The organism is Bacillus sp. AFS031507 (assembly GCF_002584635.1).
Lineage (GTDB): Bacteria > Bacillota > Bacilli > Bacillales > Cytobacillaceae > Neobacillus.
On sequence record NZ_NUOW01000006.1, the window covers coordinates 51,457 to 63,273 of the forward strand.

The 11,817-nt window shown below is 38.2% G+C and carries 13 protein-coding genes; 4 read left to right on the forward strand and 9 right to left on the reverse strand.

Annotated elements, in window-relative coordinates; translation table 11 throughout:
- Positions 1-145: 145 nt before the first annotated feature.
- Together COE25_RS07075 and COE25_RS07080 are read left to right on the forward strand one after the other, a co-directional pair.
- Positions 146-1,006, forward strand: coding sequence for a TetR/AcrR family transcriptional regulator (locus COE25_RS07075; protein WP_098932072.1), 861 nt, complete (start codon positions 146-148; stop codon positions 1,004-1,006).
- A 111-nt stretch (positions 1,007-1,117) separates the two neighbouring features.
- Entirely contained in the window at positions 1,118-2,722 is a 1,605-nt protein-coding gene (locus COE25_RS07080; protein ID WP_098932073.1) for an MDR family MFS transporter, read from the forward strand.
- 43 nt (positions 2,723-2,765) lie between these two features.
- Here the strand turns inward: COE25_RS07080 and splB are convergent, their stop codons facing one another.
- Together splB and COE25_RS07090 are read right to left on the reverse strand one after the other, a co-directional pair.
- Positions 2,766-3,794, reverse strand: a complete 1,029-nt coding sequence (gene splB / locus COE25_RS07085) for a spore photoproduct lyase (RefSeq protein WP_098932074.1) — start codon at positions 3,792-3,794, stop codon at positions 2,766-2,768.
- Positions 3,787-4,035 (reverse strand): transcriptional regulator SplA domain-containing protein, encoded by a 249-nt coding sequence (locus COE25_RS07090; RefSeq protein ID WP_098932306.1) that lies wholly within the window; start codon positions 4,033-4,035, stop codon positions 3,787-3,789. The genes splB and COE25_RS07090 overlap by 8 nt, the downstream gene beginning before the upstream one ends.
- A gap of 189 nt (positions 4,036-4,224) precedes the next feature.
- On the opposite strand from COE25_RS07090, the gene COE25_RS07095 reads away from it, so the two are divergent.
- A complete protein-coding gene (locus COE25_RS07095; RefSeq protein ID WP_373605341.1) occupies positions 4,225-4,569 on the forward strand; it encodes a hypothetical protein in 345 nt (114 codons plus the stop codon).
- Positions 4,570-4,607: 38 nt separating this feature from the next.
- Here the strand turns inward: COE25_RS07095 and brnQ are convergent, their stop codons facing one another.
- The 3 genes from brnQ to COE25_RS07110 all read right to left on the reverse strand — a co-directional run bounded on the left by brnQ (position 4,608) and on the right by COE25_RS07110 (position 8,424).
- Entirely contained in the window at positions 4,608-5,936 is a 1,329-nt protein-coding gene (brnQ, locus tag COE25_RS07100; RefSeq protein WP_098932076.1) for a branched-chain amino acid transport system II carrier protein, read from the reverse strand.
- Between the two features lie 147 nt (positions 5,937-6,083).
- On the reverse strand, positions 6,084-7,295 hold the full coding sequence (locus tag COE25_RS07105) for a GNAT family N-acetyltransferase (protein ID WP_098932077.1): 1,212 nt from the start codon (positions 7,293-7,295) through the stop codon (positions 6,084-6,086).
- Positions 7,296-7,653: 358 nt separating this feature from the next.
- Positions 7,654-8,424, reverse strand: coding sequence for a L,D-transpeptidase family protein (locus COE25_RS07110; RefSeq protein WP_257208716.1), 771 nt, complete (start codon positions 8,422-8,424; stop codon positions 7,654-7,656).
- A gap of 197 nt (positions 8,425-8,621) precedes the next feature.
- On the opposite strand from COE25_RS07110, the gene COE25_RS32500 reads away from it, so the two are divergent.
- Positions 8,622-8,870: a YczF family membrane protein gene (locus COE25_RS32500; RefSeq protein ID WP_098932078.1), complete on the forward strand. Its 249-nt coding sequence runs from the start codon at positions 8,622-8,624 to the stop codon at positions 8,868-8,870.
- On the opposite strand, the gene COE25_RS07120 is transcribed toward COE25_RS32500, so the two are convergent.
- From COE25_RS07120 to COE25_RS07135, 4 genes are all read right to left on the reverse strand, one after another.
- Positions 8,839-9,069 (reverse strand): hypothetical protein, encoded by a 231-nt coding sequence (locus COE25_RS07120; protein WP_098932079.1) that lies wholly within the window; start codon positions 9,067-9,069, stop codon positions 8,839-8,841. The two genes, COE25_RS32500 and COE25_RS07120, sit on opposite strands and share 32 nt — an antisense overlap.
- Positions 9,070-9,199: 130 nt before the next feature.
- Entirely contained in the window at positions 9,200-10,315 is a 1,116-nt protein-coding gene (locus COE25_RS07125) for a GerAB/ArcD/ProY family transporter (protein WP_098932080.1), read from the reverse strand.
- 40 nt (positions 10,316-10,355) lie between these two features.
- Complete coding sequence (locus COE25_RS07130; protein WP_098932081.1) at positions 10,356-10,583, reverse strand: hypothetical protein; 228 nt, start codon at positions 10,581-10,583, stop codon at positions 10,356-10,358.
- 12 nt (positions 10,584-10,595) lie between these two features.
- A complete protein-coding gene (locus tag COE25_RS07135; protein ID WP_098932082.1) occupies positions 10,596-11,789 on the reverse strand; it encodes a Ger(x)C family spore germination protein in 1,194 nt (397 codons plus the stop codon).
- Between the last annotated feature and the right edge of the window lie 28 nt (positions 11,790-11,817).

An 11,817-nucleotide genomic window follows, 5' to 3' on the forward strand; every position in this document is an offset into this window, starting at 1 on the left:
TCCTTCTTATACATTGTTGACATTTTTGTCTGATTCGAATAGGATTGACTATACGGTCATAACAAATTTAATCATACTGACCAACCGGTCATAAGTCAAGAAATATTATAATGGCATAGGAACATCAATTAATGGAGGGTTTATTTTGACAGAAAAGGAGAAAGTTATTATAAAATCAGGGATGAAGCTTTTTGCTCAAAAAGGTTTTTCCTCGACATCTATACAAGAAATTGCTACAGAAAGTAATATTTCTAAAGGAGCTTTCTATTTACATTTTAAGTCTAAAGATGATTTATTACTCGCAATTCTGGAATATATATTTGAGACGATTGAATCAAGTAGATTAGTTTTTGAAAACCAAGATTTATCCCCACGAGAAAAATTCATTAAGCAAATCACTGCTTTTTTCGGAACCTTTATCGGACATAAAGAGTTTTTAACAATGCTCTCCAAAGAACAAGCTATCCCAAGGAATGAAGAAATTAAAAAGCTATTTTTTAAAAAGCGCTTTGAATTCAATTTATTATACCGCAAAGGATTAGTTTCTATTTATGGATCAAACACAGAGCCTTACTCAATTGATCTGGCATTTATTCTTGAAGGGTTGTTTCAATCGTATGTAGGCTTATTGATTATGGAACCAGCGGAGTTTGAGATTGAAGAGTTATCCCACTTTTTGATGAGAAGGATGGATAGTATCGTAAAAGAGATTTCAAGTGAAGCCCCCTTCTTAACTGAAGAAAAGTTGGGGAAAATAATTAAAAACTCTAAGCAATGTTTTGAACCAGCAAATGTAAATAATATTGTCCAAAAAATAAGAAATGAAATCGATCAATTAGAAAGTAGAGAAGCGTTAGAAATCTCACTAGAGGTCCTTGAAGAGGAGATTAACAAACATAGCCCTCGCCTTCCTGTCATTAAAGGGATGCTTTCTAACTTTAAAGGAATTCCAACACTTGAAAAATACACCAAGGAAATTGCTGATTTTTATGACTTTGACATATAGAGGATATGTTTCAACTATCCTTTACTATAAAAATGATTGACTGACCAGCCAGTTTTATTGTATATTTTATGACGGTACTTAATTAATAACATCCAGTTAGGAGAAAAAGATATGAATATAGAAGAAAAACAGATAAATACAAAATTAATCATTACCGGCTTAATTATTGGTATGTTTTTCAGTGCTTTAGAACAAACCATTGTAGGAACAGCCATGCCTACGATTATTTCGGAATTAAATGGCTTTACCATTTTTGCATGGGTTACTACTGCCTATATGATTACATCGACAACGGTTGTCCCGATCGTTGGTAAACTATCTGACTTGTACGGTAGAAGGTTCCTCTATTTAATCGGAACGATTATCTTTATTATTGGTTCAGGTCTGTGTGCAACTGCAACATCTATGGAACAACTAGTCATCTATAGAGGTCTTCAGGGTATCGGCGGCGGGATGATTATGCCCCTTTCTCAGACAATCATTGGGGACATCTTTACAGCTGAACAACGGGCTAAATGGCAAGGGATTTTTGGTGGGCTGTTTGGGTTAAGTTCAGTTATCGGTCCTTTCTTAGGCGGACTTATTGTTGATAGCATTAGCTGGCACTGGATTTTCCTGATTAACGTTCCCTTTGGACTTCTTTCCGCTATCTTAATCTTTATGGGATTCAAACACGAAACAGTTGCAAGTAAAGGCAAAGTTAATATTGATTATTTAGGGATTATCACATTAATTCCTGCCATTGTCCTATTATTGCTAGGTTTGACATTCGGCGGGGATAAATTTGAATGGGCCTCAACCACATCTTTCCTTATTTTCGGTGGTTCCATTATACTGCTTATCATTTTCGGTTTCATTGAACGAAAAGCAATTGAACCAATCTTGGATCTTTCATTTTTTAAAAACCGAACATTTGCAACGATGAATGCTTTAGGATTTTTACTTGGGCTTGGTATGTTTGGGGCCATTATGTTCGTACCTATGTACATGCAAGGTATTCTTGGCGTTTCACCAACCCAGGCTGGTTCTACTATGACTCCAATGATGATTGCTTTGATTGCTGCAAGTATAATTGGCGGGCAACTATTACTAAGATTTAGCTTTCGCTCAGTACTAACAGCAGGTATGCTGCTTGGTGCTTTAGGATTCTATTTAATGAGTACAATGGGGATCGATTCAAACGAATACACTGCTTATGCATATATGGTTGTTCTTGGTTTAGGGATGGGCTTAGTTATGCCTACATTAATGATTGCGATTCAAAATGAATTTCCAAAATCCCAACTGGGGACTGTTACATCAGCTTCCACCTTCTTTCGCTCCATAGGTGGAACAATTGGGATTACCGTTTTAAATTCAATCATGAATCACACACTTAAAGGAGAAATGGTTACTGCAGCTAATGGTGCTGAAAATCCAATTGCACACCAAGCATTAACAGCTCTTTCAGAAAAAACGGATTCATTATTTAGTTTACTACTCAAACCGAGTCTTTTAAAAATGCCTGAAGATATACAAAATAGCGTGATTCATGCTATTCAAATTGCCTGGTCCGATTCTTTTTCTACGGTTTTCTTGACAGGGCTCATCTTTATTGCAGTCGGGGTTTTTGTGGCTCTTGCTGTTGGCAAAGGTCGTATAAAACGAGATAGCGAACTTAATGAGGGCGGCGAACAACAAGTGACATCGTTTAATCGAGATGCAACTGAATCATAAGAAGAAGAAGAGGAAGAGGGATTCAAATTGAATCCCTCTTTTTCTATGTGAAATATTCTATTTTTGCTTGCGGAAAATAGGTGTTAATATATCTGCCAAGAGTATCTTTTATATCTTCTTGCTCTTCATTCGTATAGACGAATTTTCCAATCCCGTAGCGTCCCCATTTCCATTTACGTTTGGTCTCATCTAATTCAAGTTTTGTCATCGGGTAGTTTTTTTGAATCACACGCTTAGCTGGTTTTGTAAAACGATGCTGAATCATTTCAAAGGTTAAATCCTGTTTAGCCGACTCCGGAAGTTCCGCCTCCAGCTTTTCTAACATTTCTTTATATCCTTCCTTCCATCCCTCGTGCAGATATATCGGGGCAATAATGAAACCTAAAGGAAACCCAGCGCCTGCCACTTTACCTGCTGCCACTATTCGATCGGGCAGTCTTGATGTTCCCGGTTCAAAGTTCTTGATAATATAATCGTCATTGACACTAAAGCGAAAACGAGTTTTTCCATTGTGTTTAGCATCAAGTAAATGGTCTACATGGGCAAATTTAGTGACAAAGCGGAGCTTGCCATATTCAGACTGTCCGAAAAACTCTATGGCCTTTTTTAATGTATGGGTCAAATGGTCAACGCCTACGATATCGGATGTACAGGAGGCTTCAAACCTGGTTGGTTCAGGTGCACGTTCTTTCATGTAATTCTCTGCAGCCTCAAAAATATCTTCAAGATTGACATAGGTACGAATATAAGGTTTACTGCCCATAGTTGTCTGTAAATAGCAATAATGGCAATGGCCCATACATCCTGTCACAAACGGGATGGCATATTCTGCAGATGGTTTGGAGGTATCAAACTTTAATGTTTTCCTTACCCCAATGACCAACGTGGATTTAGCGGTGCGGTATTTTTGAAAATCATTATCTCCAGGTAAATTTCTTATTTGATTGTGTGAAGTTGTTTCCCTTATTTCAATGCCCATATGTTCAAATTTGGCAATTAACTCTTTCCCAAGTGGATATTCCAGTGCACTTGGTTCAACGTAAACGAGTTGAGGAACAAAAGGCTTAACCATAATAATCCCCTATCTCTGCCATTCCAAAAGCCTCCTGATAAGCAGATTCCGCCTCATGTGCCGACGAATAGACAGCAATTTCATCTGTTAAAGGGTAATAGGTTTCGTAGACAAAAAGTGCTAGTTGATCAGGGTTCTCAGGATTCTGCACAACTGCGGCTTCTTGGATATTGGCTACATCCTGTGCATGCGGGTTCCGAATAATTATATGAACGATTTGTCCTGGTTGGTATGATTCCATTTTTCCACCTAATCCTTTCATATCTAGGTTTTCTATTGATATTATTCTCCAGAGGAGATTTTTAAGTGGAACGAAATATTTCCATTTCAAACGTGGAACCTACTGCTTTAATGGAAGAACATTGATTGAAGAATAAATTTAGTATCTGAGGGAAATGTAATGATAGGTTTGTAAAATATCATCTAGGGGATGCTGCAAGTGGCAATTTTTGTGTATCAGACATTTGAGATCAAACAGGATAAATTTAAAGAAGGTATTGAAAATTTAAAGGAACTAAAAACATTCAGAAATGAGAATTATGATCAAAATGTCGAGATTTTAACACCCGTTTCAGGTGAGGATCATACATATGCACTACTTACCAAATATGAAGGCTTAGCTGAAATGGAATTACAAAACAAAAAAATGTTTGAGGATGAGGAATACTTAAATCTTATTGGAGACTTTTTCCTACAAAATATTGTTCAAGGCAGTATGTATACGCAAATTTACCGCGCTCTAAGTGAGAAAAAAGCCGACAAAAAACACGGTTAGAATCAGCCGTGTTTTTTAATGTTCATTATTATCTTCTATTACCTCGAATGGTTTTTGTTTTCTGATGAGGTACCACTTAACCTCCCAATAAGATACCCCACTATTAATCCAATTAGTGCTGGGACTACCCAACCAAGTCCTTCCGAATATAAAGGAAAAATTTCTAGTACCCCACTCCATTTATTTGCGAGGAAAGTTTTATTAATCGTATCTATGATACTAAAAAGGGCAACAAAACTTACAACATAGATATAAATCTGCGGATATCTTTTAATAAAATCATCGATCAGGCCTAAAAAGATAATTACGATTGCCAACGGGTAGATCATCCCAAGTATCGGAACGGAAATCTGTAATATTTGCGTTAATCCTAAATTTGCAATAGCGGTACTCAGAACAGATAAGATAATAACCCACTTCTTATAATCTATTTTTGGTATGGCATTTGCGAAAAATTGACTGCAGGAAGTAACTAAACCAATGGACACGCAGAAACATGCAATTGTAAAGACTAAGCCTAAAATAAAGGTGCCGCTTTGACCAAATAAGTGTGTCATTACATTGGACAATATTTGTGCCCCATTTTCCGTTTGTCCTAGAGACGAACTTGCCGCCCCTAAATACCCCAATATTAGATAAATCACGGTTAGCAGCAATCCAGCACCTAATCCTGCGTACATCATGTATAAAGATCTTTTTTTGTTGTCGTGGACACCTTGAGCTTTTAATGTGTTTGCTATCACGATACCAAAAGCTAAAGCAGCCAGTGCATCCATAGTTAAATAACCATCTAATACCCCTTGAAATACAGGGTTTGTCTCATAATTCCCCTTCGGTACTGCAAATGTACCTATTGGGTCAATTAAGCTCTTTATAAAAATAATCGTAATTAAAGCCAAAAGAATAGGAGTCAATAATTTCCCAAAAAGGTCAATAAGTTTCGACGGAAACATACACAACCATGCCACAAATCCAAAAAAGATGATGCTATACACTAACAAAGAAACAGGGTTGCCTACTAAATGTCCTGGCAAAAAAGGAGCTAACCCCATTTCAAACGCAAGACTCCCTGCACGAGGAATAGCTAGTCCAGGTCCGATAGCTATATAAATCAAAAATGGGAAAATGAATGCAAAAAAAGGATGAACCCTTTGGTTTAGCTCGTTAAAGCTTCCTGCCTTTGCAACCGCTATAACGCCTAAAATAGGTAGTCCAACAGCTGAAACTATAAAACCAGCAAGAGCTGTCCAAAGATGATCACCCGCTGATTGCCCCAGAAAAGGTGGAAATATAAGGTTACCTGCACCGAAAAACATTGAAAAAAGCATAAAACTAATAAAGACAATTTGTTTGGCAGAAAAATTCATTAAAAATCTCCTTTAAGATAAAAATATTATTCCATAATAATAAACTATATTTGCCCTTTGTTGGTATATTTATTTTTAACAACTAATTAATAAAAATCCTCTTCCTTATTTTTTCGAAAGAGGAAATTAACTGTTTCTTTATCTAATTCAAAAATAATCTGAGAAATAGGGAGTCTGTCGTTCAATTAAATTCTCCAATATTTCCACGGTTTGGTCATTGCTGGTTAATCGGCCGATAGCTGCCAAATAGGATGGTCGTTTGTACCCGAGTAACATTGTCGTCAGTGTCTGGATATCAACAACCACTAGAGGCTGATCCTCACTTTGAGTCAGTTCTCCCTGACCTGTGGCGGAAACATGGAGTGTGAATAATCCCTCGTTCCACTCAAGTAGTGGATCATTAAGCAATATTGTCAGGTTTATATCTATGCCTAGTGCTCTAAACGGGTATTGATTTATAAACTGTTTAACATCCACAATTCTTGCCATAAAATAGGGTGCAATTGTTTCTTTAATATCCCCGTCTTCCAGCCAAAATGCCAAGGGTTCATCTGTATAGATAGCTCCGACAACTTTTGATACCATAGAAAAATGGGCACTGATGAAATTCCAGAGTCCGATCCGCGTCTCTTCATTCATATAGACCATTTCTTTGATATGAAGCACATCATGAGATATCCAGTACAACAGATACCCTTGCGGCTGGTGGGAACTATCATAATAAACAGCTGCTGTTAATTCCTCCAAATCCCATCTCCAATACTCCTCCCAAGCTAAATTATTTCGAATCATGGCTACATGTCGTTTACTAGAAAAGAGCTTGTAAACCGTTTTAATGTCTGGATGATCTGTAGTTAGCCTATCAACATAGCCAGAGACTTTTTTTACCCTCGGCAATTGATAATCTTTTATTTCAAAGGTCATCTTATCGGAAATAATCTCCCAACCTCTTTTCCGATAAAAAGGTAATGAATATGGATATAAATAGGTAATCGATTGTTTTCTTTCTTTCATATCTGCGAGCGCTTGCCAAATCAACTTATTCATTAATCCCAAATTTGCGTATTCCGGATAGGTGCCTACACCTGTCAAGCCTCCCATTTCAAATGTTCGTCCAAAAATATTTACTTGAAAGGGATAGACAGCTACTTGGGAGATCAATTTTTCACCATCAAACCAACCCAACACATCTGCCTGTTCCAAAACAGGCAGTTTTGCTAATGCTATTTCACGTTCCTCCCAACCCACAGTTTGTAAGTCTTTTTTGGTCACTTGGAACACATAACGCAATAACTCGTTGAACTGACGCCAATGCTTTGGTTCCACTTTCTCCATCTTGAGCCTGTCCAATCGACTCATACCATTACCTCCAAAAATTTAGAATCTTACTCTATGTAAAGGTTTTTATATTAAATTTGTGTAAGTTTCTTCTTTTTCATCCGTTTTATTTTTGGTAATAATAAAGTGTTTTTGTTTTTATTGTCTATACAAAAAAAAGTTGCTCATCAATTGGAGCAACTAGTTTATATTTAATATTTAGGCTCTGTTAAACTGGGCTGTTGATTTCCGCTCCAGGCGCTTCGCTTTCCGCGGGCTGTCCGTGGAGCCTCCTCGGCGCTAAGCGCCTGCGAGGTCTGCCCCGTCCTCCCGCAGGAGTCTCGCGCCTTCCGCTCCAATCAACTTGGCTATAAAATCACAGTGACCTTTAACACAGCCATTATTTAATTCCGAGCGCTTTTTTCGTGGCTGGCCCCACAACCCCATCAACTGTTATTTTACGGGCCTGTTGAAATTTGCGGACGGCGCTATCTGTGTTTGCTCCAAAGACACCATCTACACCTTTCGTACTATATCCTAATGAGGTCAGCTTGCGCTGAAGCTCTTGGACGGCAGGACCCCGACTGCCTTTTTTAAGGATTTCTCCACTGGAACTATCAGGAACAGATGGTGCACTAGACCCGCCATTAACTTTATACCCATTGGCTGCCGCAATTGCATTGAAAGATTTACCTGACGATGTGATGATAACTGTGGTACCTGTTGGCACCTGATTAAACAGCCATTCAACCTCATTATCATACATCCGAATACAGCCACTGCTGACGTACCCTCCAATGGAGGCTGGATTGTTGTTGCCATGAATTGCATATGTCGTTCCCCATGTTCCCCGGGCGTTCAAACCAAGCCAGCGGTTACCTAGAGGATTACGTGGATCTCCACCAGGAATGTGTCCCTTATAGTAAGGCCTGTTCTTAATCTTAACTACAATCTTGAACCTGCCTTCTGGTGTATACGATTTTTGTCTCCCTGTTCCTACTTTGAACTGTTTTATAAACTTACCATTTTCAAAGTATGCGAGCCGATTGATAGTCTTGTTAATGATAATAAATTTTCCACTGGAAGCTGCAGAACCTGTCGGGACACCAACAAACAAACTAGACAACATAAAAAAAGCAAATACAAAAAGAAGCAACCACTTTTTTGGCAATTGAACCCCTCCTATACGACATAAATACTCATCCGTGTATCCTATGTCGGAGGGGCATGTACACATTACAATTTTGTTAAAGATACTACAATTTGGGCGTAAAGTAGGTAATACTACCTCTTCGGTTTCAATATCCTTTATGGATATATAGTAATTTATCATCAAATAATAAGATAAAGAGGAAAGTAGGTGTACTCATGAAAAGGATATCCATTTTCTTTCTTATATTTTCCCTCGTGATAACCCTTGCTATATTAATGGATTTGCTTCAGGGCCTTGGTTTTTATGAAGCTTTATATGGCTTTATAAAAATGAAGCAAAAGTTAACAGGAGAAGATATTGTTGTGATATTTTTTTCTTCCTTCCTCTCATTATTTCAAAGTCCAACCATTTTTTTAAAAATAACAAAGAGGCCTAAACCGATACTGATTTCACCTTATTTTTAATCCAGGCAATAACTATTAATAAAATAGGGATACCAATTTGCAAAGGAAGGTACAGGTAGTATGGTACTACCTTTAATCCTTCATTAATGTGCTCAATATAGCCATGAGCAATTATGATCGAACTAATTAATACAATTATGCCCATTGGATAAATTAATTTTTTGTACCAATACATCATTGCTCCAGAAAATAAAACCAATATTCCTCGTTTGAAATAAAAAAATCGACCATTATGGTCGACTCATTTTACACTGCTCTCACCTGTCATTGATGGCATTTGCCCTTTAATACCTTCGTCATGCCTATCCAAGGGGTGGAGGCCAGTTATGCTAACCTGATGGGTCAGTGTCCTTTTGTTTTTTGTCTATGAACTTCTTTCGTATTATAGCGATGAGTAGAAGGAGCATCGGAATGAACGTCATCAAAAATGGTATATAAAAAGGAATAATGGTTCCTAGAAAATGGCTTAGTTCTTGCCCGCTGGAGGAGGACCATATACTAAATAGAGTCACAAGAACACCAAGTGGAAATACAAGGGATCTGTAGTCTGATAGATGCATCCATTGGGCAGTTCCGAGAACAAATGCATAAAAAAACACGGCAACTTTGATGAATGCTCCTAACAACCAATTAGCAATGACAAAAGACTCAAGGTGTTGAAAAAAATCTGCTATGGAAATATACCTGAAAGCAGTAAAAAGGGGATAGCTAAGACTGGTTACTGTTTCCCCAAACAAAAAAATGCAAACAAAATTAGTGAAAACTAGGAGGAGCATGGAAAATAACAATGCGATGTTTCCCCATTTCCCCCCCTTTTCTCGATCGGTTACAAAAGGAAGGAGCATCGATATGAGGAAAACTTCGCTGAACCAAGCCTGGGGAACAACTGCACCAAGGATTGAGGGCATTAATCCATACTCCATAATCGGAAACATATTCTCTGTTTTCAAGTCCGGAATGAGAAGAAAAAACATTAAGGGTGGAAGCAAAAATAGTGGAACGAACAATTGAGCTAATCTTCCCAGTACTTCCACTCCACCTCGAACAGCAAATGCACAGACTAGAACCAAGCCGCCAATGACTACGATTTTCGGAGTTTTTGGGAGAAAGGAAGTAATAACGAAATCTGCGGACTCCCGACATATTATTCCGCATATATGTAAAAAAAAGAGCAAGTAGACAAACCCAAGCACTTTTCCTAGAAGACGGCCGATAATATGTTCACTGTATTGGATAAACGATTCTTTTGGAAAGTATTTATGTAATCGAAATACGATAAACATCGTAAAATATCCATTAAGGGACGCCCAAATTGGTGAAATCCACATATCACGTCCTGCGTGCTTCCCTGTAATGGCTGGAACAATGAGAACAGCAGTTGCAATTACCGTTGGTACGATCATAACTGCCATTTGAAATGAAGAAATTTTCCCCTTCTCAATCATTCACTTACCTCCTACTTTTTACTAACATCCCATGACCATGCTATTTCTCTATAATCTGACCAAGCGGTTTGAAAAGCTTATCAATCAACTGCGTAGGACCCGGCATATCTGGAAAGAAAAGGAGAAGGATGGCGAGCAACCATCCCATCGCTGTTATGGTTACAAATGCCGCTTTCTCCTTTTTCTGATTCCGAGACATTTTTGGCCATTCGAACAAAGCGATTAGAATCATGCAAATTGTTATTCCTAGTACCATTATCCATTTCATTTCTTTTCTACCTCATCTTCCCTTTAACACTGCAGGTGTAGTAGACAAACCAGGCAGGCGTACCTTCGTATTAATATTAATTTTCACTTCTACCTGCGGAAGGATTTCACCCCAATGATTTTTAACTTTTTCCCATTCTTTCGGGTATTTGCGATGAAATGCTTCTGCGAAACCGAACGCATCCACATTCATCCCTTTCTTCACTTGTTTCACGGACAGGTTAATGCGTTGTTTGATGTCTTTTTCTATGTCTTTTTCTATCCTCTTTGTAATGGTATGACTCATAACATCAAGATTGGTTCCATTTTGTATAATTGTACCTTCTGATGTGATTTTTGCCAGGATTATCCATTTCCCATTCTTGATTGTAGGAAGGAGTTTCGTTCTTGCCTGAAGGGGATCTAAGGTTATAGTTTCCCCTTTTTTGGTGCTTACTGTAACTCCTGTCGCTTCGATTTCATTTCTTAACCACATCAATCCTCTTGTAACATTGATATCAATTTGACCAACCATTTTATCTTTCTTAAAAATAGCGGTCCCGGTTATACTAGTAATCATTTCTTCTCTTTTCATACCAAGCATTGACGGTACCTTTTTAATCAAAGGCAGCAGAGCTGCTCCCGAATCACTTATTAGCATCTGTTCAAAATCTTTCACTGTGACATTCGCTCCAAAACGCATCTCAGATAACTTTCGGAGTGATTCTCCCTCGTTTGTCTCTAAAGCATCAGTATTTGATTGCTTTTTTTCCAGAAGTTCTTCTGCTTTTCCATTACTAACATACAAATGAGCACGTTCCCGAGGTTCTGGGTGGCGAAGTAAAAAGTCAATTTGCTTATGTATACCTCCTGCTTTAGCGAGCTTTTCCCCGATAATGTACGTTTCGCAGTGTCCCCAGAAGATTTTGCGTGTAAGTTTCATCTGGAGCTTTGAAGCAGCATCTGCCATATTTTCTCCAATCGCTGATCTCGCCAAGACCTCATATGCTCCACCGCCTCCCTGCTGTCCACTGCTTGCAGAGCGAGGAATCAAAACTTGAACGGTAAGCCTGATGTTTTTTCCTTTTTCTTTGTCAATGGCGGCACTTAGCACCAGCGCCGTACCATTCACTTCCCTTCTGTCCCAGCAACCAGAAAGCAGGAAGCTAGCCAATAAAAAGAGAAGAATGGTAAACGTTTTCATGAAGTGTACTAGAAGTGGAATCATTTTCTGTTCACATCCTCATCAGGTCTTT

Excerpts from the sequence above, each read along its gene's own strand:
- COE25_RS07090 (WP_098932306.1), bottom strand. The coding sequence starts at position 4,035 with ATGGAATCATACCAACCAGGACAAATCGTTCATATAATTATTCGGAAC.
- COE25_RS07105 (WP_098932077.1), bottom strand. The coding sequence starts at position 7,295 with ATGAGTCGATTGGACAGGCTCAAGATGGAGAAAGTGGAACCAAAGCAT.
- COE25_RS07095 (WP_373605341.1), top strand. The coding sequence starts at position 4,225 with ATGCTGCAAGTGGCAATTTTTGTGTATCAGACATTTGAGATCAAACAG.
- COE25_RS07080 (WP_098932073.1), top strand. The coding sequence starts at position 1,118 with ATGAATATAGAAGAAAAACAGATAAATACAAAATTAATCATTACCGGC.
- splB (WP_098932074.1), bottom strand. The coding sequence starts at position 3,794 with ATGGTTAAGCCTTTTGTTCCTCAACTCGTTTACGTTGAACCAAGTGCA.
- COE25_RS07135 (WP_098932082.1), bottom strand. The coding sequence starts at position 11,789 with ATGATTCCACTTCTAGTACACTTCATGAAAACGTTTACCATTCTTCTC.
- COE25_RS32500 (WP_098932078.1), top strand. The coding sequence starts at position 8,622 with ATGAAAAGGATATCCATTTTCTTTCTTATATTTTCCCTCGTGATAACC.
- COE25_RS07125 (WP_098932080.1), bottom strand. The coding sequence starts at position 10,315 with ATGATTGAGAAGGGGAAAATTTCTTCATTTCAAATGGCAGTTATGATC.
- COE25_RS07130 (WP_098932081.1), bottom strand. The coding sequence starts at position 10,583 with ATGAAATGGATAATGGTACTAGGAATAACAATTTGCATGATTCTAATC.
- brnQ (WP_098932076.1), bottom strand. The coding sequence starts at position 5,936 with ATGAATTTTTCTGCCAAACAAATTGTCTTTATTAGTTTTATGCTTTTT.